The sequence below is a fragment of the Allobosea sp. WAO genome (assembly GCF_001509835.1).
In the GTDB taxonomy this organism is placed as follows: Bacteria; Pseudomonadota; Alphaproteobacteria; order Rhizobiales; family Beijerinckiaceae; genus Allobosea.
In genome coordinates, this window is the sequence record NZ_JXTJ01000004.1 from 590,269 (window position 1) to 608,400 (window position 18,132).

21 protein-coding genes are annotated in these 18,132 nt (G+C 67.6%); 10 read left to right on the forward strand and 11 right to left on the reverse strand.

Going from position 1 to position 18,132, the window contains the following annotated elements; all coding sequences use genetic code 11:
- Positions 1-139 precede the first annotated feature (139 nt).
- Positions 140-565 carry a hypothetical protein gene (locus DK26_RS07070; protein WP_066469726.1) on the forward strand — a complete coding sequence of 142 codons (426 nt, stop codon included), beginning with the start codon at positions 140-142 and terminating at the stop codon, positions 563-565.
- Between the two features lie 2 nt (positions 566-567).
- On the forward strand, positions 568-1,140 hold the full coding sequence (locus DK26_RS07075; protein WP_066469729.1) for a hypothetical protein: 573 nt from the start codon (positions 568-570) through the stop codon (positions 1,138-1,140).
- Between the two features lie 83 nt (positions 1,141-1,223).
- Here the strand turns inward: DK26_RS07075 and DK26_RS07080 are convergent, their stop codons facing one another.
- The 4 genes from DK26_RS07080 to DK26_RS07095 form a co-directional block, all read right to left on the reverse strand.
- A complete protein-coding gene (locus tag DK26_RS07080) occupies positions 1,224-2,612 on the reverse strand; it encodes a PepSY-associated TM helix domain-containing protein (protein ID WP_066469732.1) in 1,389 nt (462 codons plus the stop codon).
- A 99-nt stretch (positions 2,613-2,711) separates the two neighbouring features.
- Positions 2,712-3,116 carry a hypothetical protein gene (locus tag DK26_RS07085; RefSeq protein WP_066469735.1) on the reverse strand — a complete coding sequence of 135 codons (405 nt, stop codon included), beginning with the start codon at positions 3,114-3,116 and terminating at the stop codon, positions 2,712-2,714.
- Between the two features lie 72 nt (positions 3,117-3,188).
- The gene (locus DK26_RS07090; protein WP_066469739.1) at positions 3,189-3,536 is read right to left on the reverse strand and encodes a gamma-glutamylcyclotransferase family protein; all 348 of its coding nucleotides are present in this window, start codon (positions 3,534-3,536) and stop codon (positions 3,189-3,191) included.
- A gap of 23 nt (positions 3,537-3,559) precedes the next feature.
- A complete protein-coding gene (locus DK26_RS07095) occupies positions 3,560-4,225 on the reverse strand; it encodes a DJ-1/PfpI family protein (protein WP_066469742.1) in 666 nt (221 codons plus the stop codon).
- 74 nt (positions 4,226-4,299) lie between these two features.
- On the opposite strand from DK26_RS07095, the gene DK26_RS07100 reads away from it, so the two are divergent.
- Entirely contained in the window at positions 4,300-5,262 is a 963-nt protein-coding gene (locus DK26_RS07100; RefSeq protein WP_066469750.1) for a helix-turn-helix domain-containing protein, read from the forward strand.
- Positions 5,263-5,290: 28 nt separating this feature from the next.
- Here DK26_RS07100 and DK26_RS07105 read toward each other — a convergent pair whose 3' ends face one another.
- Entirely contained in the window at positions 5,291-5,821 is a 531-nt protein-coding gene (locus tag DK26_RS07105; protein WP_066469752.1) for a gamma carbonic anhydrase family protein, read from the reverse strand.
- A gap of 54 nt (positions 5,822-5,875) precedes the next feature.
- The gene (locus DK26_RS07110; RefSeq protein WP_066469756.1) at positions 5,876-6,205 is read right to left on the reverse strand and encodes a hypothetical protein; all 330 of its coding nucleotides are present in this window, start codon (positions 6,203-6,205) and stop codon (positions 5,876-5,878) included.
- Between the two features lie 204 nt (positions 6,206-6,409).
- On the opposite strand from DK26_RS07110, the gene DK26_RS07115 reads away from it, so the two are divergent.
- Positions 6,410-7,135, forward strand: coding sequence for a hypothetical protein (locus DK26_RS07115; protein WP_157089549.1), 726 nt, complete (start codon positions 6,410-6,412; stop codon positions 7,133-7,135).
- A gap of 175 nt (positions 7,136-7,310) precedes the next feature.
- Here the strand turns inward: DK26_RS07115 and DK26_RS07120 are convergent, their stop codons facing one another.
- Positions 7,311-7,523, reverse strand: coding sequence for a DUF3126 family protein (locus tag DK26_RS07120; RefSeq protein WP_066469761.1), 213 nt, complete (start codon positions 7,521-7,523; stop codon positions 7,311-7,313).
- A gap of 177 nt (positions 7,524-7,700) precedes the next feature.
- On the opposite strand from DK26_RS07120, the gene DK26_RS07125 reads away from it, so the two are divergent.
- Entirely contained in the window at positions 7,701-9,074 is a 1,374-nt protein-coding gene (locus DK26_RS07125; protein ID WP_066469763.1) for a serine hydrolase domain-containing protein, read from the forward strand.
- Between the two features lie 189 nt (positions 9,075-9,263).
- Here the strand turns inward: DK26_RS07125 and DK26_RS07135 are convergent, their stop codons facing one another.
- Positions 9,264-9,935, reverse strand: a complete 672-nt coding sequence (locus tag DK26_RS07135) for a GntR family transcriptional regulator (protein WP_066470214.1) — start codon at positions 9,933-9,935, stop codon at positions 9,264-9,266.
- A 219-nt stretch (positions 9,936-10,154) separates the two neighbouring features.
- Between DK26_RS07135 and dctP the strand changes: the two genes are divergently transcribed.
- The 4 genes from dctP to DK26_RS07155 all read left to right on the forward strand — a co-directional run bounded on the left by dctP (position 10,155) and on the right by DK26_RS07155 (position 13,686).
- Positions 10,155-11,144 (forward strand): TRAP transporter substrate-binding protein DctP, encoded by a 990-nt coding sequence (gene dctP / locus DK26_RS07140; protein ID WP_066469773.1) that lies wholly within the window; start codon positions 10,155-10,157, stop codon positions 11,142-11,144.
- Between the two features lie 243 nt (positions 11,145-11,387).
- Positions 11,388-11,906, forward strand: a complete 519-nt coding sequence (locus DK26_RS07145) for a TRAP transporter small permease subunit (RefSeq protein WP_066469775.1) — start codon at positions 11,388-11,390, stop codon at positions 11,904-11,906.
- Positions 11,903-13,216: a TRAP transporter large permease gene (locus tag DK26_RS07150; RefSeq protein ID WP_066469777.1), complete on the forward strand. Its 1,314-nt coding sequence runs from the start codon at positions 11,903-11,905 to the stop codon at positions 13,214-13,216. The genes DK26_RS07145 and DK26_RS07150 overlap by 4 nt, the downstream gene beginning before the upstream one ends.
- A 35-nt stretch (positions 13,217-13,251) precedes the next feature.
- A complete protein-coding gene (locus DK26_RS07155; protein ID WP_066469784.1) occupies positions 13,252-13,686 on the forward strand; it encodes a type II 3-dehydroquinate dehydratase in 435 nt (144 codons plus the stop codon).
- A 192-nt stretch (positions 13,687-13,878) separates the two neighbouring features.
- Here DK26_RS07155 and DK26_RS07160 read toward each other — a convergent pair whose 3' ends face one another.
- Entirely contained in the window at positions 13,879-15,204 is a 1,326-nt protein-coding gene (locus DK26_RS07160; protein WP_066469785.1) for an aminotransferase class I/II-fold pyridoxal phosphate-dependent enzyme, read from the reverse strand.
- A gap of 125 nt (positions 15,205-15,329) precedes the next feature.
- On the opposite strand from DK26_RS07160, the gene DK26_RS07165 reads away from it, so the two are divergent.
- On the forward strand, positions 15,330-16,211 hold the full coding sequence (locus DK26_RS07165) for a LysR substrate-binding domain-containing protein (RefSeq protein WP_066469786.1): 882 nt from the start codon (positions 15,330-15,332) through the stop codon (positions 16,209-16,211).
- A gap of 113 nt (positions 16,212-16,324) precedes the next feature.
- Here DK26_RS07165 and DK26_RS07170 read toward each other — a convergent pair whose 3' ends face one another.
- Both DK26_RS07170 and DK26_RS07175 read right to left on the reverse strand, forming a co-directional pair.
- Positions 16,325-16,771, reverse strand: coding sequence for a GNAT family N-acetyltransferase (locus DK26_RS07170; RefSeq protein ID WP_066469787.1), 447 nt, complete (start codon positions 16,769-16,771; stop codon positions 16,325-16,327).
- 11 nt (positions 16,772-16,782) lie between these two features.
- Positions 16,783-17,961: a homoserine O-acetyltransferase gene (locus tag DK26_RS07175; protein WP_066469789.1), complete on the reverse strand. Its 1,179-nt coding sequence runs from the start codon at positions 17,959-17,961 to the stop codon at positions 16,783-16,785.
- Between the last annotated feature and the right edge of the window lie 171 nt (positions 17,962-18,132).

Consider the following 18,132-nt stretch of genomic DNA (forward strand, 5'->3'; position numbering starts at 1 on the left):
CCCCGCAGGCGGGACAGCACAGCGGCGCAGCACGGCCGCGAACTAAGGAGTGGTAAATCCGCTCGCTCGACTTGAAAGGCGTGGGAAGAACAAAAGCTTACGCCCTGCGGCTAAGACGAGGCTGCATCGGGAGATCAATATGCGCCTCGTCATCCTATCCGCCTGCTTCGCACTCGCCACCGCCGTCAGCCCCGGCTCCGCCGCCGGCCTCGACGGCTCGCTCTGGGACCATAACGGCTCCGCCATGGTGCTGGAGCAGAGCGCCGGCAGGATCGTCTATGACGAGCCCAAGGCCGCGATCACGGGCACGGTCCGCCGCGGCACGGTGCTGTTCGAAGGCCGTTTCTCGGGCAAGCGCATCAACGGCACCGCCTATGTCTTCAAGAAGGGCTGCGAGCCGGCGCCCTATCCGGTCTCGGGCGTAATGGAGAACAATCCGCGTGGCTTCGGCTCGCGGATCGTGCTCACCGGCCCAGCGCCCCGCCGCGACAGGAATTCCTGCGCCATCATCGGCACGACCGGCGCCCATTCGCGCCTCGTTTTCGAAGAGATGGGCGACATCTGAGCATGCCTCGCATCCTCGAGACCTGCACGCATCGGCTCTATTGCGGCAGCCAGGACGAAAGCACGGGCAGCAAGGGCGACGCCCAATGGGGCCATGTCGTTCCCGACAGGGCGGCGCTGGACGAGCAGCTCGCTGCATTGGCAGCGGAACTCAGCGAAGGCGGCTGGGAGATCAAGGCGGTCACGCCGCTGATCGCCAGCTACTACTACGCCGCCAGCCAGTACATGGTCTCGCTCGACCGCTCGAACTGGGGCGGCTACGGCGTCGGCTATGGCGCGCCCTATACCGAAGGCCTCGTCGTGGTCGCGCAGCGCTGGGTCGAGATCACTCGGGAGCAGCAGGACGAGCGTGAACGCCGGGGCGCGGAGCGCGCGGCGGCAGAGGCGGCCGCGGCGCTTGAGGCAAGGCGCCAGGCACGCGAGGTCGAACTCGCCAGGCTCGCCGCCGAGCCGGTCGGCAAGGCCGGGCTGCTGCGTGACAAATGGCGCTTCCGCGGCCAGGACTATCCCACGGAAGCGCTCGCCCAGAGCGCAAAGGAAGCTGCCTACAAGGCGTTGCGGGACCGCCCGCTCTAGCCTGCGCGAGGGCCCATGTCCCCGGCGCCGCGGCTGAGCCGCGCCGGGCAGAGACCGCCGACGCGCGCTCCATGCTCGGCTGCTCAGGCCGGCCTGGAGAGCCGCCAGCGGACGAGATCGACGAGGCAGAACAGCGTCAGGCTGACGCCGACCAGCGGCAGCGCCCAGCCCAAGGCCGCAGCCATCCCGATTGTTGCCGTCCGAGCCGGCCAACCCAGCCGCAACCAGGCGACAACGAGCGTGCTCGGCAGCCCACCGGGCGCCGGCCGCTGGCGCCACCAGATCCGGTAGCCGAGCACGGTCGCCACCATCAGCCCGAGGCCGAGCAGCGCCATCAGCAACTGGTTGGGCCAGCCGAACAGGACGCCCATATGCGCGTCGATCCCCCAGCGGACCAGCTTGGCGACCAGCGGAAAGGCTTCGAAATCGGCCCGGCTGACCACGGCGAGGTCGCGCGGGTCGAGTGCGAGCGTGTCGACCTGCGTCGGCCAGCTCCGGTCATACTCCCGCACCAGCCAGGCCTGGCCTTCGCCGCGCGGCGGCCGCATCTCGACATGCCCGGAATCGATCCCCGCTGCCTTCGCCGCCGCGAAGACGGCGTCGAGCTGGCCGACACTGCCGGGAGCAGCGCCTCCCACCGAAGGGCCGTGATCGCCGTGGTGGGCGTGCTCGCCACCCGCTGCAGGCGCGGCACCGAGCTTCAGCGAGACCGAGGGCGTCACCCAGCCGAGATTGGCCCGGAGCGCGTCGATCCGATCGCCGGCATATTTCGACCAGGTCAGCCCCGTCACCGACAGGAAGACGAGGCCGAGCGAAAGCGTCAGGCCGATCAGCCCATGCCAGCGCCGGTCGCGTAGCGCCGGGTTGTTGCGGGCGCGCTCGGCCGCTTTCGGGTGGCGTCGCCAGAACCACATCAGGATGCCGCCGAACACCACAGCCCAGAGCCACGATGCGGCCAGCTCGCTGTAATTGCGACCGAACTCGCCGAGCAGAAGATTGCGGTGCAGATAGTCGAGCTGGGTTCGGAACGGCAGGATGCCGCTGGTGCCATAGGCGATAAGGTCGCCCTTCACCGCCAGGGAGACCGGATCGACGAAGATCGCCCGGCTCTCGGAATCACCGAGCCTCGCCTGCGCGAACATCACCCGTGTGGTCTCGCCGGATCGCGGCGCCGGGCGGATCGCAAAGAAGCGCGGCCCCTCGCCGATATGCCGGCGCGCGGCCTCGACCTGCGCGGCGAGCGAAGCAGGCTCGCCCGCGCTCGTTGCTGTCAATTGCTCGCGGTAGATCAGGCTCTCGATCTGCGGCGTCAGCACATAGAGCGTGCCGGTCAGCGCCGCGATCAGGATGAAGGGGCCGACGAGCAGCCCGGCATAGAAGTGCAGCCTCGTGATGAAGGCCTTGAATTCCGACGACAAGGCGAAGGCGCGGCCGGAATTGGCGCGCGTCTGGACATCCGCGTGAGCGGTCATTGCTGAATTCCTCGATGGACCTGCCGACGCTCCACCGGCGACTGGGATTGGGCGGAGCTTCGGTCATTGCGACAGGGCGGCCAAAAGGCCGCTGCGGCGTCAGGTCAGGTGAGGAGGACCTCTAGGACGGGCGGCGAGCCGCTCCTGCCCGGGCAGCGGCGGCGCTATGAGATCGCCGAAGCTGACGGGCTCGACACTGGGCTCTGCTCGCTCTGCTATCGCGGCCCGAACCGGCGGCGCATGGGCCGCGCCGATCCAGGCGCAGCCGAGCAGGCAGCACGCCGGCAGGTGCGGCGTCCTTTCCTCCCCCGGCAGCGGCAGGCTCTCGGAGCCCGGCGCGCACAGCGTGAGATGGATCGTCCGGTCGAGCAGCGCCGGCGCAAGGCTCTGCCCGGACAGAACCGCGCCGAACAGCCCCTGCAGCACGAGCACATAGGCCGCTGCGATCGCAACCCAGGACCTCGTTCTGATCGACCTTGTTCTGACGGACTCGGCTGCGCTCAAGGACGGGCTCTCCTGCACCGTCGATAGCGATGCCCCGGAAACTTGTCTATCAGCCGAACTGCCGCAGCGGCACTAGGCCTTGACGTAGACAAAGGCTTCCTTGCCCGAGGCGAGCCGGACGCTGATGCGCTTGTAGTCGGCGACCTCGTAACGGTCGGCCGCCGCGAGTTCCTCGGCGCTGATGCTGAAGACCTTGCCGGGCACGCTGTCGGCCGGGTCGTCGCTCGGCGCCACCACCGGATGGAAGCGCTTGCCGCTGGCGCGGATCACCTCGGGATCGGTGATCTCCAGCATGGTCTGGGAATAGCCCGGCATGGCGTCGTCATGGCCGTCGAGCAACCGCCCGAACGAGGAAAGCTGGACGTTCTCCTGCTGCAGCGTGCCGTAGGAAAACAGAAGGATGCTGCGTTCGTCGGCCATGCTCGCTCCGGATCAGCCGCGGCTCACGACGCCGCCAGCAGTTTTTCGCGTGCGGCGCGCGAGCCGGCAAGGCGCCGCCGCGCCGCAGCCAGGATCGCCTCGGGCGCCTCCTGCGGCGTGCCGGCCTTGAAAGGCGGCTCCGGCGCGTATTCGAGCGAGAGCTGGATCAGTTGCGCCTCCTCCTCGCCGAGCAATTCTGCGATCACCGTCAGCCCGAAATCGATGCCGGCGGTGACGCCGCCAGCGGTGATCAGATTGCCGTCGCGCACTACGCGCCCCTGCGTCGGGATCGCGCCGAAACGCGCCAGGAAATCATGCGCGTTCCAGTGGCTGGTCGCGCGCTTGCCTTTCAGCAGCCCGGCCATGCCGAGCACCAGCGATCCCGTGCAGACCGAGGTGAGATAGCGCACCTGCCCTGCCCGCTCGCGCAGGAAGGCGAGCACGGCCTCGTCCTTCAGCAGGGCGTTGACCCCGGCACCACCCGGCACGCAGAGCACATCGAGCGGCGGGCAGTCGGCGAAGGTCGTGGTCGGCGTCAGCGTCAGCCCCGTCGCGGCCTTGAGCGGCGCGGTGTCCTTCCAGATCAGATGCACCTGCGCATCCGGAGCCGAGGCGAAGACCTCATAGGGGCCGGTCAGGTCGAGCTGCTGGACTTGCGGGAAGACGAGGATGCCGAAGCTGAGCGACATGGGATGATCTCCTGGTTGACGAGAGCACCCTACAGAGAGATGATCTGGCCGAACTGCCAAGCATCCCTCGCTTCATGCCAAACCAGCGCCGCATCGAAATCCTGACCTTCCCCGGCGGGCAATTGCTCGACGTTGCCGGGCCCTTGCAGGTCTTTGCCACCGCCAACGACCTCGCGCATGTCGCCGGATGCCCGCTACCCTATGAGACCGCGGTGGTGGCGGCAGAGGGCCGCGTCGTCACCAGCGCGAAGCTGGAGCTCGGCGCAGCGCCGCTCCCGGAGCCGTCCGCACCGCTGCACACGCTGGTCGTCGCCGGCGGCTATGGAGTCAACGCCGCCTGTAGCGACCCCGCCCTAGTCGACTGGGTCAGGCAGCGCTCCAAGGCAGCGGAGCGTGTCGCCTCGGTCTGCAGCGGCGCCTTCCTGCTCGCTGCGGCCGGCCTGCTCGACGGCAGGCGCGCCGTGACGCATTGGGGCCGCTGCGATGAATTCCGGGCGATGTTCCCTGCGGTGCGGCTGGAGCCCGACCCGATCTATGTCCGCGACGGCGATGTCTGGACCTCGGCCGGCGTCACCGCCGGCATCGACCTCGCGCTCGCACTGGTCGAGGCCGATCTCGGCCGCGAGCCCGCGCTCGCCATCGCGCGCCAGCTCGTCGTCTTCCTCAAGCGCCCCGGCGGCCAGGCGCAGTTCAGCGCCGCGCTCACCCTGCAGGAGAAGGATGAGCGCTTCGACCGGCTGCATGGCTGGATCGTCGAGAACCTGCGCAGCGACCTCTCGCTGGAGGCCCTCGCCGGGCAGGCCAATATGAGCCTGCGCAGCTTCGCCCGGCATTATCGCCAGGCGACCGGGCGCACGCCGGCTCGCGCCGTCGAGGAGATCAGGATCGAGACGGCGCGCCGCCTGCTCGAACAGGGGCTTTCCGTCGCCCAGGCCGGCCGCCGCTGCGGCTTCGGCTCCGAGGAGACCTTGCGCCGCGCCTTTCTGCGCCGGCTCGGGGCGAGCCCGCAGGCCTACCGCGAGCGCTTCGCCGGGTAGCGCCCGCGGCCTCTTGGCCGGCCGGCGTTCAGCCGACCTGCTTCATGCCGGCGGCAAAGCGCTTCCAGTTCTTGACATAGCCGGTCGAGGCCCGGCGCAGCCCCTCGACGGCCGCCTCGTCGAGCGAGCGCAGCGCCCGGGCCGGCGAGCCGACGATCAGCGAATTGTCCGGATACTCTTTGCCCTCGGTCACCAGCGCATTGGCGCCGACCAGGCAGTTGCGACCGATCTTGGCGCCGTTGAGGATGGTCGCGCCCATGCCGACGAGGCTGTTCTCGCCGATCGTGCAGCCATGCAGGATCGCCCGGTGACCGATCGTGCAGCCGGCGCCGATGGTGAGCGGGAAGCCCATATCGGTGTGCAGCACGCAGCCTTCCTGGATGTTCGAGCGTTCGCCGATCTCGATCCACTCGTTGTCGCCGCGCAGCACGCAGCCGAACCAGATCCCGACTTCATGGCCGAGGCGGACCCGGCCGATGACATGGGCGTCGGGCGCGAGCCACCATTCCCCCTCCGGCGCTGTCTCCGGCGCGGTTCCATCGAGCGAATAGAGCGGCATGGGCATGATCCTCGTTAACAGGCGACGAGGAATGCAAGCCCGGCGCCCCTGCCGTCAAGCCGCGCCGAGCATCAACAGGAGGTCGAGCACGACGCGCCCGCTGATCAGGCTCCAGAGCGAGGCGATCATGCTCGCCGCCATCACGAAGAAGAAGGGCCGTCCCTCGATGCGCCGGCCACGCACCGTGTTGCGCAGGATCAGGAAGGGCGCGCTGAAGACCACGACCGGCACGCTCGCCACCGCCCTCACCCCACCAGTCTCGAGCAGCTCGAAGCCGGCCCGGCGCTGCGTGAACAATTCGAAGGCGCTGGCCAACAGCCCGGCGAAGGCGAAGCCGATGAACAGCGATTTCAGCGCCTCGACGGCGGCGGGTTCGAGCGACACGGGGACACGGGCCTTACGCTACTGGCGATGCCCGACCATGCCGCAGGCAGGCCAAAGCGGAAAGCGGGATCGTAACCTTTGGTTAACCATGACGACCTCGCCCCTTTCGAGGCCGCCCCGGCGAACATGGTTTACGCGCCGTTAAGCGCGCTCTGGTTCAGTCTTGGGAAGGCCGCAGCGGCGGCCATCCCGGATGCCCTGATCATGAGCCTGCACGCCCCCCCGGAACGCCATTACCCCGGTCACGGCGCCGCCGATGTCGCGACGCTGATCCGCACCCGCCTGCAGCGCCGGCCGCCTCCGGTGCTGCCGAGCGGCGACCGGGCCCTGCTGCGCCTCGCCGTAGCCGTGCTCTTCCTCGGCGCCGCCGGCACCGGTCTCGCCTTGCTGGCGACGCGGAAGCCGGCCGATACCGGCAACGAGCTCCAGGCGACGCGCGTCGGCGACACCGTGCTGGCGATCCCCGAGAATCTGACCGGCGCCGATTCGGAAGAAGGGCGCCTCGTCGGCATGGCGCGGCTGCGGCTGGACTGGCCGAGCCTCGGCCCGGTCACGCCGGAGACGCGTAGCCGGTTGCTGGTGACCCTGAGCCCGCAGGACAAGGTCAACGAACCGGCGACGCAGCTTTCGGTCTATGCGCGCTTCCTGACCAATACGGTCTGGTCCAATCCGGGCGGTCTCGTGGTCCGCGGCTTCCGCAAGGGCTCTCCCTATCAGGGCGACGAGCTGTTCGTCTCGGTGCCCGACGGTCGCGGCTTTGCGGCGCGCTGCCCGATCGCGGTGCCGGCCTCGGGGCTCGACGAGCTTTGCCGCGTGACCTTCCGCCATCGCGGCATGGATGTGAACATCCGCTTCCCGCGCGCCATCATCGCCGATTGGGAACTGATGCTCGGCGGCGTCCGCCGCGCAGTCGACCGGCTGGTGCGCTAGGACCGCCGCACGCTCCTAGCGCCGTCGCTCTGGCTGGGACAAAGCGAAACGCCGGAATCCATCGCAGGACCCCGGCGTTCGAAGATGGATTCCGGCGCTACACGGCTTCGCCGCGTCTCCGGAATGACGAGCTTGGCCTAGCGGAAAAGCACGTTTCCACAGAGCCTTAGAAGCCTCAGTCGTCGAGATCGACGTCGAGGATCGCCATGGTGAAGTTGAAGGAACGGTCGCCGTCCTCGTCGTCGACATGGATGATGCCGATGAACTCGTCGGCGAGGTAGACCTCGGCGGAATCGGTCTTCTTCATCCGCGCCCGTACGCTGATCTGATGGTTCGAGAAGGTGCGGCGAAGATAGGCTTCGAGCTTGGCGAGTTCGGTCTTGTCCACGTGGGCGATCCTTTTGCGTTGGGCGGACGGATGCCATGCGAGGCCGGCGAGAGCAAGCGAAACGGCATCTCGCCCGGACGAGCGCGACCTGCATGGGCCCATCCGCCGGAGCACCTGACGCAACGGCGCCGCGCGTGACATGTTCCCGCTGAACCGGCTCGAAGGATAGGTCTAGCGATGAAACCCTGGTTGCCCGCCGCCCTCGACTATATCGGAAGCTGGCTCGCCTTCCAGCGCCGCCATCACGACCAGCCCGGCTGCGCGGTGGCCGTCGCCAGCGGCGGCGAGATCGTGCTCGAGGCCGCCTTCGGCAAGGCCGATCTTTCCAGCGGCGAGGCTCTGACGCCGCGGCACGGCTTCCGCATCGCCTCGCATTCGAAGAGCTTCACCGCCGCGGGCCTGCTGCGCCTCGCCGAGGCCGGCCGCCTGCGCCTCGACGACAAGGTCGGCGCCTATGTGCCGGGCCTGCACGAGGACGTCGCGAAGGTCACTCTCACCCAGCTCCTCTCCAACAGCGCCGGCCTCGTTCGCGACGGCGCCGATTCCAGCCAGTTCTTCGATCGTCGTCCCTATCGCCGCCGCGACGAATTGCTGACCGACCTTGCCCAGCCGCCGGTCTACCCGGCTGCCCAGCGCCTGAAATACTCCAATCACGGCTTCGCCCTGCTCGGATTGGTGATCGAGGCGGTGACCGGCGAAGCCTATCCCGACTGGATTCTCCGCGAGATCGTCATCCCCGCCGGCCTGCGCGAGACGCAGCCCGATATCGGCCTCTGGACCGGCCCGATGGCCAAGGGCCATAGCGGCACCCAGCCGCTCGGCCGGCGCGTGGTGATCCCCGCCGACAATCCCGGCAACGCCATGACGGCGGCCGCCGGCTTCGTCGCCACCGCCGCGGATGTCGCCCGCTACTTTGCGCAGCTTTCGCCGCGCGCCGAATCCAGCATCCTCTCCCCGCTCAGCCGGCGCGAGATGACCCGTCGGCTCTGGCCCGACAGCGAGAGCAGCCTCGGCCGGCATTACGGGCTCGGCACCATATCCGGCGGCGAAGGAAGCTGGCACTGGGTCGGCCATTCCGGCGGCTTCCAGGGCTTCATCACCCGCACCGTGATCCTGCCGGAGCATGACCTGACCGTCTCGGTCCTGACCAATGCGATCGACGGCCTCGCCCATCCCTGGCTCGACGGCATCGTGCACATCCTCAAGGCCTTCTGCGAGCACGGCGCCCCTTCCAAGGCGACGCAGGATTGGAGTGGACGTTGGTGGACGATCTGGGGCGCGGCCGATCTCGTTCCGGTCGAAAGCAAGGTGCTTTGCGCCAATCCGGCCCTGTTCACGCCCTTCCTCGATGCACAGGAGATTGCCATCGAGGCGCCCGATCGCGGCCGCATCGTCAGGGCGTCGGCCTTCAACAGCCCCGGCGAGCCGGCCCGGCTCGAACGCGACGACGCGGGCAATGTCGCGTCGGTCTGGCTGGGCGGCGGCCAGGCGATCGGCGAGGACGCCCTGCGCGCAGAGATGCAGGAACGCTATGGCCGGGCCGGGAGCTGAAGCGAAGGCGCTCAGACCGATTTCAGAAGTCGTCCCGGGCGACCGGAGGGAGACCCGGGACCCATGCCTGAACTTTCCCGAAAAATGGCCCGGCATGGATCCCGGATCGACGCGGCTGAAGCCGCTTGTCCGGGATGACGGCGCGGGTAGACGGAGGAACAACGCGGGCGAGGAGCAGGCCGTCGAAACCTAACCAAGCATCCCCAGCGCCAGCGTGTGCTCGACGCAGGCGTTGACATGGGTGCCGAGCACGGCGGCGGCGCGCTCCTGATCGCGCTTTAGCGCGCAGTCGAGCAGAATCTGGTGCTCCTCGGCCGCGATCTGCCCGCGAAAGATCACCGCGACCATCTGGTAGCGCAGATACTTGTCATAGATCGCGGCATGCGTATCGAGCAGAACTTGCGAGCCGCAGGCCGAGATCAGCGCGTGGTGGAACTCCCAGTCATAGCGCTTCCAGAGCTCGGCATCGGCCCGGCCCTTGTCGAGCATGCGCTTTTCCATCTGGGCGAGCTTGTGATGGGCGGCGACGACCCGCCCTTCCCACTCCATGTCGCCCGCAGCGAAGGACTGGGCCAGCGCATGCCCTTCGAGCAGCAGCCGCATCGCAGCGATCTCGCGCAGATTGGTCGCCGAGACCGGCGCGACCATGAAGCCCTTTTGACCCTCGGCCGCGATCAACCCTTCCGAGGCGAGCCGGTTCAGCAATTCCCGCAAGGTGCTGACGCTGGCGCCATAGCCCTCGCGCAGCACCTCCAGCTTGAGCTTCTGCCCGGGCGCCAGCCTGCCGAAGATGATGTCGGCGCGGATGCGGCGATAGGCCAGCTCTCCGACAGACGCGTCCGGCGGGGCGATGTTGAGCATCTTCACGGCCTCGATGCGGGTGAACGGATCATGCCGGCGCCGAAGCTCCCGCCCCGTGCCGCCGGCCAATGCTAGCGCAGTGCCGCCGGATTGCACAATCATCCGGCAAAACCAAAAACATCATACGAAACTGAAAATCGAGGTTGCGCCTGTGCCGAGCTGTGGCGATAGTGCGCCGCGACAGGCGGCACCATAAGCCGCCATGCAGGAGGGATCGGCATGACATTCAAGCTCGACAGGCGCGCTCTGCTCGCTGGCGGCGCCGCCGCGGCGACGGTTGGCTTCACCGGTGCGGCCATGGCCCAAGGCAAACCCAATCTGCGCTTCTCCGCGGTGTTCTCCGAGCAGGACATCCGCGCCGAGATGATGAAGAAGTTCGGCGAGGCCATCAAAGACGACTTCACGCTCCAGCCCTATTACGGCGGCAACCTGTTCAAGCAGGGCACCGAGCTGGTGGCGATGCAGCGCAACAACCTCGAAATGGGGAACATCGCGCCGCAGGACGTCTCGAACCAGATCCCGGCCTGGTCGATCGTGACCTCCGCCTATCTCTTCCGCGACGCCGACCATCTCAAGAAGGTCTTCGCCAGCCCGGTCGGCGCCGAGCTCAAGAAGATGGCCGAGGACAAGCTCAACATCAAAATCCTTGGGCCGACCTATTTCGGCGCCCGCCAGGTCGGCCTGAAGCCGAAGAAGAAGATCAACACCCCCGCCGACATGGCCGGCATCAAGCTGCGCATGCCCGGCGGCGACGCCTGGCAGTTCCTCGGCCAGTCGCTCGGCGCCAACCCGACGCCGATGGCCTATGCCGAGGTCTATACCGGCCTGCAGAGTGGCGCGATCGACGGCCAGGACAACCCGCTGCCCAACGTCCAGAACATGAAGTTCTACGAGGTCTCCTCGCAGATCGTGCTGACCTCGCATCTCGTCGGCTTCGACCTGCTCTGCGTCACCAAGCGCGTCTGGGACGGTATGGATGCGAAGAAGCAGGCCGCCTTCCAGGCCGCCGCCGATGCCGCGATCGACTGGAGTACCAAGGAGCACCTCGCCAAGGAGGTCGAGCTCGCCGACTTCTTCAAGAAGCAGGGGCTCGAGGTCTACACGCCCGACCTCAAGGCCTTCCGCGACTTCGCCCAGAAGAAGTACCTGGAATCCGACCTCGCCAAGGGCTGGACGCCGGGCATGCTCGACAAGATCAACGCGCTTTAGAGCCGCTCCGGCCGGGTCGATACGGGTCCGGCCGGAAGCTCCACCTTTTGAACCATCGATCGGGAACGCATGATCCGGTCAGCCTGCTCGGTGGGCTGACTGGCGTGGGCTCTGTCGTCACCCGCCTTCGGCCAGTGGCCGGGCGATCCAGTTTCTGCGCTGGCCTCCTTGGGGCCGGCGCGGCCCGCCGAGGCGCGGCCCGCCGATTGAGGGGTCGGCGGGCCGAATTTCACGGGAGGACCGATGCTGCGCTCGCTGAAACCGCTCGGAGCCTGGCTGGCGCGCCGCGCCGAGAATGTCCTCGTGCTGATGCTCGGCGCGATGTTCGCCGTGTTCCTCGTGCAGATCGTCTTCCGCTACGTCTTCAACCTGCCGATCGGCTGGACGCATGAGATCAGCGTCCTGCTCTGGCTCTGGCTGGTGCTGTTCGGCGCCGCTTTCGTCACCCGCGAGAGCGACGAGATCCGCTTCGACATCATCTATGGCGCCGTCGGCCCTAGGGCCCGGCGCGTCATGGCGGTTGTCACCGCCGTGCCGCTGATCGTGCTCTACACGATCTCGCTGCCGGCCATGGCGGACTACGTCTCCTTCATGAAGGTCGAGCGCACCGCCTATCTGAAGCTGCCCTTCAACTGGGTCTATTCGATCTACATCGCCTTCGCGGTCGCCGCGATCGTGCGCTATCTCTGGCTCTGCACGCAGGCCCTGCGCGGCAAGGCACCGGAAGCCTTCGACCCGACCAAGGCGGGCTCCGGCGTATGAGTCCCTTCGCCCTCTGCATCGCGACGATCGTCGCCCTGTCGCTGCTCGGCCTGCCGATCGGCCTGCTCGGCCTGCCGATCGGCCACGCCATGATCGCCGGCTCGATCTTCTATCTGCTGCTGGCCGGCCAGGACCTCTCCATCGCCGCCGAGCAACTGCTCAACGGCATGTACACCAACTACGTCATCCTCGCCGTGCCGCTCTTCATCCTGGCGGCCGAGCTGATGAACATCGGCAGCATGACCGAGCGGCTGCTGCGCTTCTGCGATGCGCTGGTCGGCCGCTTCCGCGGCGGCCTCGCCCAGGTCAACGTCGTCCAGAGCGTCATCTTCGCCGGCATGTCCGGCTCCGCGATCGCCGACGCGGCCGGCACCGGCCGGATGATGCAGGCGATGATGACCAAGGACGGCAAGTACCCGCCGAGCTTCGCCGCTGCGCTGACGGCGGTCACGGCCGTCATCGGGCCGATCATCCCGCCCTCCATCCCGATGGTGCTCTACGCCCTGGTCTCGGATGCCTCGATCGGCTTCCTCTTCCTCGGCGGCGTCATCCCCGGTCTGCTGATGGCCCTGGCGCAGATGAGCCTGATCGGCGCCACCGCACGCCGCCGCAATTTCCCGGTCGAGGCTCCTGTGCCCTTGCGCGAGCTACCCGGCATCACCTGGCGCGCCTTCCCGGCGCTGATGATGCCGGTCGTGCTGCTCGGCGGCATCTATGGCGGCGCGACGACGCCGACCGAGGCCGCAGCGGTCGCCGCCGCCTATGCGCTGGCGATCTCGGTGCTGCTCTACCGCAGCGTCTCGCTGCGCGCCTTCTACGCCTCGCTCGCCTACAGCGCCCGCACCACCGCCTCGATCGGCATGCTGATCGCCGGCGCGCTGGTCTTCAACTACGTCGTCACCATCGAGAACATCCCGGAGAGCCTGAAGGTCTTCCTCTCCGGCTGGGATCTTTCGCCCATCGGCTTCCTGATCCTGGTCAACCTGATCCTGCTCGTCCTGGGCTGCCTGCTCGAAGGCACCGCGATCCTGCTGATCGTCGTGCCGGTCTTCATCCCGACCGCCAAGGCGCTCGGCATCGACATGGTACATTTCGGCGTCGTCGTGGTGGTCAACATCATGCTCGGACTGATCACCCCGCCCTATGGCCTGCTGCTCTTCGTCATGACCAACATCACCGGCGTCCCGCTGCGCGACATCGTCCGCGAATGCATGCCCTTCCTCGGGGCGATGCTGGTGGCGCTGGCCCTCATCACCTTCATCCCCGAGCTCGTGCTCTGGCTGCCCCGGCTGATGGGTTACCAGGGCTGAGCGCCGATGAACGGAAACCACGAACAGGTGCTGCCGTGAACAAGCCGATCTATGTCCTGAACGGGCCGAACCTCAATCGCCTCGGCAAGCGCGAGCCGCATATCTACGGCAAGACCACGCTCGCCGAGGTAGAGACCATGTGCCGTGAGACGGCCGGCGACTGGCCGGTCGAGTTCCGGCAGAGCAACCGCGAATACGAGCTGGTCGACTGGATCCATGAGGCGATCGACGAAGGCAGCGCGATCATCATCAACCCCGCCGCATATTCCTTCACCTCGATCGCGATCCTCGACGCGCTGAAGATGTTCCCGGGCCCGATCATCGAGCTCCACATCTCCAACATCCACCGCCGCGAGGCGCACTACCACAAATCCTATGTCTCGCTCGCCGCGACCGCGATCATCGCCGGCCTCGGCGCCCGCGGCTACGCCACGGCGATCCGCTCGGCGATCGAGCTGGTCGAGGGTTAGCGGCGCAGTCATTCGGAGCTGGCCTACCCATCCCACAGCCCTCATCCTGAGGAGCCATTCCGACAGGAATGGCGTCTCGAAGGATGCTTCAGGAGGCTCCGGAAGCAGCTGGACCATCCTTCGAGACGCAACCTTCGGCTGCGCCTCAGGATGAGGGGCTTTTCTACCCGTGCCGGCCGCGCGGCACCGGCCTCAGCGCATATAGTGCAAACTGGTGAAAAGCTTGCGGAAGCCGCTCACCTCCTGCGCCACCGTCTCGGCCGGGCGCGCACCTGACAAGCCGTCGGCAATGTAGCCGGCAAGTTCCGGCATATGCTCCGGCTTCATGCCGAAGCGCACGATCTCCGGCGTACCGAGCCTGAGCCCGTTCACGTCTCCCGGCACTTCCGCGATCGGCAGGCCGATGCCGCAGCTCAGGATGTTGGCGGCGCGAAGCCGCTTCGCCGCCGCCTGGCCGCCGCCATAGGCGCCCGCCTCGATGGCGAACTGGTGCGATTGGGTCATGCCGCGCTCGCGTGCGAAGACCGGCACCTGCCGCTCGACCAGCGCGTCTGCCAGCGCCTTGGCCGTCGCCGCCATCATCTGCGCATAGTCACGCCCGAACTCCTGCCAGTCCATCAGCGTGATCGCCAGCGACGCCGATTTCGCCACGTCGAAATTGGCGGTCAGCCCGGGATAGGCGATGGCGTCGAGCTTCTTGGCGATCGCCGCGTCATTGGTGACGATCAGGCCCGAAGGCGGCCCGCCCAGGCTCTTATAGGTGCTCATCGTCATGACATGGGCGCCCTCGGCCAGCGGCTGCTGCCAGGCATGGCCGGCGATCATGCCGGAGAGATGGGCCGCGTCGAACAGCACGATCGCGCCGACCTCGTCGGCGATGGCGCGGATCTCGCGGATCGGATGAGGGAACAGGTTGAGGCTGCCGCCGATGCTGATCAGCTTGGGCTTCAACCGGAGCGCATCCGCGTGCAGCTTGTCGAGATCGACCGTGTAGTTCTGCGCATCGACCGGGGCAGGATGGGTAACGATGCCGTAGAGCCCGGCCGCGCCGGCGCCGTGATGAGTGACATGGCCGCCGATCGCCGGTGGCGGCGCGATGATGCAGTCGCCCGCCTTCGCCGCGGCCATGAAGACATAGAGATTGGCGATGGCGCCGGATGGCACCCGGATCTCTGCATGGCCCGCGCCGAAGACCTCGGCAGCGAGCTCGGCGGTGACGATCTCGATCTGCTCGATCGCCTCCAGCCCCATCTCGTATTTGTCGCCGGGATAGCCGAGGGAGGGCCGCGCGCCCATGCCCTGGCCGAGCACGGCCTCGGCACGCGGGTTCATCACATTGGTCGCCGGATTGAGGTTGACGCAGTCGCGCTCATGGATCGCCCGGTTCTCGGCAACGAGCCCGGCCAGCCGCGCCTCCGTCGCCGCCCGGTCCTGCCCGGCGACCTCCCCGGCGATACGCAGGACATAGTCCTCGCTCGCCGCCGGCACCCAGTCCCGCCTCGCCAGTTTCGCGCTCATCCGCCTGCCCTGCCCCAACCCCGTGTTTCGTGGCGCCATTGGAACGGCTTGGCACGCGCCGCGCAAACCAGTTATCGTCGCCGGAAGGCCTAGGAAATCTAGGTCTGAGCCAGCGAACCCGATCCATGCCCGTCGCACCGCCGCGCCCGCCCATGCCGCCGCTCAACGCGCTGCGCGCCTTCGAGGCGGCGGGCCGGCTAGGAAGCTTCGCCCGCGCCGCCGAGGAACTCGGCGTCACGCCCGGCGCCATCGCCCAGCAGATCCGCCAGCTCGAAGCGTTCCTCGGCTTTCCGCTGTTCCGTCGCCTGCCCCAGGGTGTCGCGCTGACGGACGCCGGCAGGCAGGCACAGCCGCGCCTCAGCGCCGCCTTCGAGGCGCTCTCGCTCGCGGTGCACGATCTGCGCGCAAGCCATACCGGTCAGGCGCTCGCCATCGCCGCCCTGCCCTGCATCGCCCAGCTCTGGCTTTCGCCGCGCCTGCCGGCCTTGCAGCAGGAGTTTCCGGAGCTGCAGATCTCGATCTCGGCGATGGAGGAACCGCCAACCGGGCCGCGCGAGGCCTTCGACCTCGCTCTGTTCTATCTGGCGGAGCCGCCGCCGGGAGCCCTCGCCCTTGCCGAAGACAGCCTTGCCCCGATCTGCTCGCCGCATCTGGCTCAGCAGTTGCTCACGCCCTCCGATCTCCTGGGCAAGACCCTGCTGCACGATGCGGTCTGGCGCAGCGACTGGGCGCGCTGGCTAAGGCATGCCGGTGTGACCGGCATCGATGCCGGCCGCGGCCCGTCTTACTCGCTCTATGCGCTGGCGCTCGATGCCGCGCTCGGCGGCTCCGGCATCCTGATCGGCCGCGCGAGCCTGGTCGCGCCGCTCCTGGCCCAGGGCCGGCTGGCCACGCCCTTCGCTGATGCGATGCCGAGCGGCGATCGGCTGACGATCCTGTCCCCGGCGACCCGCACGCCGCACCCGCTGCGCGAGCAGGTTCTGGAATGGCTCGGTGAAAGTGGCTGAGCCAGGCCGGCGAGGCGCGGCCATTCGAACCGGGCGGATGAGGCTGCTGCGATCGGTTCCAAGCTCCCCCAGGCTCGTCGCAAGCACTTTGCGCAGCAGCGTCCCTCGACCTTCTACAGCGCCAGCTCCATGACCCTTTCGCCATTGGCGCGGGTCTCGCCGGTATCGACGAAGCCTTGCGCCAGATAGAAGCCGTGCGGCCCGCCATCGCCGGGTACATAGCTGGTTTGCGCCAGCCTATATCCCTGCGACGGCAGGACCTTCAGCCAGAGCGCGATCGCCTCGCGCCCATAGCCTCTGCCCTGATGGCGCCCGTCGATCATGAAGCGCCAGAGGAAGCAACTCGCGCCGTCATCGCCGGGCCGCCACATGATGAAGCCGACCGGCTCCTCGTCGGCATAGATGGCACGAAACACCGCGGCCGGATTGAAATGGGCCTGCGCGATCGAGACCGCATTGGGCGCGACGAAGCCGCTTTGCGCCCCGTGCGGCGCGAGTTCGCAGATCGTGCGCACGGTCTCGGCCGTGACCTCCTGCAGCGAGACCGTGGTCTCTCCCAAGCGAGCCCGCCTCACTTCTCGAGGAACGCCTTCACCGCCCCTTCCGCCTGCTTCATGGAGATCACCCCGTCGAGATGGCCACGTGTGCCCTGGATAGTGACGTGGGAAACGTCGCGGCCGGCCTTCTTCGCCTCGGCGACGGTGCGCTGGATCATCTCGTCCGGGAAGACCAGATCCTTCGGCTGGCTGACGATAAGCAGCGGCGCCTTGATCCGGCTCATCCCGTCGGCAAGCGACTTGCCCCCCGCGGCATAGAGCTGGTTCGCCTTGACCAGATAGAGGAAATGGTTGGCGTCCGAGAGCTTGGCGCGTGCCTCGCCGGCATTGTCGAGCACGCTCTGGACCTGGAACTTGTTGCCGAGCGCCTTGGCCGGATCGTCGCCCTCCTTGGCCGGGCGGCGGCCGAAGGTGCCATTGGTCCAGTCGCCGTGATTGGCCTGCAGCGTCACCGCAGTCAGCGCCTTGGCGAGGCCGGCATTGGGTGGGGTCTTGCCGTAATAATCGCCCTTGTTCCAATTGGGGTCGACCAGGATCGGCGCTGCCCAGACATCGAGCCAGGCGATCAGCTGGGCATCCGCCTCCGCCGCGCCGATCACCGCCATCGCCTTGCCGACCATGTCGGGATGGCTCGCGGCCCATTCATAGGTCTGCAGCGCGCCCATCGAGGGACCGGCGACCATGACCAGTTTCCTGATTCCAAGACTCTCGACCAGTGCCTTCTGGACATTGACGAAATCGCCGATGGTCACGACCGGGAAGTCGAGCGCGTAGGGCTTAGCCGTATCGGGATCGATCGAGGCCGGGCCGGTGGTCGTGGTCTTCGGATCGCCGGTGTTGAGGTTGACCAGCGTGTCCGAGGACAGGACGAAATACTTGTCGGTGTCGATCGCCTTGCCCGGGCCGATGATCGCGTCCCAATAGCCGGGCGCGGCATCGGAGGCCGCATATTTGCCGGCGGCATGCGAATTCGCCGAGAAGAAATGGCAGATCAGGATCGCGTTGGACTTGTCGGCGTTGAGCGTGCCGTAGCTCTCCCAGCCGACCTTGACGTTCTTCAGCGTGCGCCCGCCCTGCGTGGTGTAGCTCGGCAGCTCGAAGATCTTCTTCTCGACGATCAGCTCCTGAGCCTCCGCCATTCCCGTCACCACCATCCCGACGACACCCAGCACGCCCGCGATCCAGCCCTTCATGCCGCGCTCCCTTGCTCCGGCCGGTTTCTCGGCCTTGAGGCGGATCAGAGCGGATTTGGCCGGCTAACGGAAGGGGGGGTACACCCCGTCATGCTCGCCCCTGTGGCGAGCATCCACGTCTTGAACAGCGCATTGTAGGAAGGAAGACGTGGATGGTCGGGACAAGCCCGA

Coding starts and splice junctions, on each gene's coding strand:
- DK26_RS07075 (WP_066469729.1), top strand. CDS start 568: ATGCCTCGCATCCTCGAGACCTGCACGCATCGGCTCTATTGCGGCAGC.
- DK26_RS07095 (WP_066469742.1), bottom strand. CDS start 4,225: ATGTCGCTCAGCTTCGGCATCCTCGTCTTCCCGCAAGTCCAGCAGCTC.
- DK26_RS07100 (WP_066469750.1), top strand. CDS start 4,300: ATGCCAAACCAGCGCCGCATCGAAATCCTGACCTTCCCCGGCGGGCAA.
- DK26_RS07145 (WP_066469775.1), top strand. CDS start 11,388: ATGCTGCGCTCGCTGAAACCGCTCGGAGCCTGGCTGGCGCGCCGCGCC.
- DK26_RS07105 (WP_066469752.1), bottom strand. CDS start 5,821: ATGCCGCTCTATTCGCTCGATGGAACCGCGCCGGAGACAGCGCCGGAG.
- DK26_RS07125 (WP_066469763.1), top strand. CDS start 7,701: ATGAAACCCTGGTTGCCCGCCGCCCTCGACTATATCGGAAGCTGGCTC.
- DK26_RS07115 (WP_157089549.1), top strand. CDS start 6,410: ATGAGCCTGCACGCCCCCCCGGAACGCCATTACCCCGGTCACGGCGCC.
- DK26_RS07150 (WP_066469777.1), top strand. CDS start 11,903: ATGAGTCCCTTCGCCCTCTGCATCGCGACGATCGTCGCCCTGTCGCTG.
- DK26_RS07090 (WP_066469739.1), bottom strand. CDS start 3,536: ATGGCCGACGAACGCAGCATCCTTCTGTTTTCCTACGGCACGCTGCAG.
- DK26_RS07080 (WP_066469732.1), bottom strand. CDS start 2,612: ATGACCGCTCACGCGGATGTCCAGACGCGCGCCAATTCCGGCCGCGCC.
- DK26_RS07135 (WP_066470214.1), bottom strand. CDS start 9,935: ATGCTCAACATCGCCCCGCCGGACGCGTCTGTCGGAGAGCTGGCCTAT.
- DK26_RS07070 (WP_066469726.1), top strand. CDS start 140: ATGCGCCTCGTCATCCTATCCGCCTGCTTCGCACTCGCCACCGCCGTC.
- DK26_RS07160 (WP_066469785.1), bottom strand. CDS start 15,204: ATGAGCGCGAAACTGGCGAGGCGGGACTGGGTGCCGGCGGCGAGCGAG.
- DK26_RS07165 (WP_066469786.1), top strand. CDS start 15,330: ATGCCCGTCGCACCGCCGCGCCCGCCCATGCCGCCGCTCAACGCGCTG.
- DK26_RS07175 (WP_066469789.1), bottom strand. CDS start 17,961: ATGAAGGGCTGGATCGCGGGCGTGCTGGGTGTCGTCGGGATGGTGGTG.
- dctP (WP_066469773.1), top strand. CDS start 10,155: ATGACATTCAAGCTCGACAGGCGCGCTCTGCTCGCTGGCGGCGCCGCC.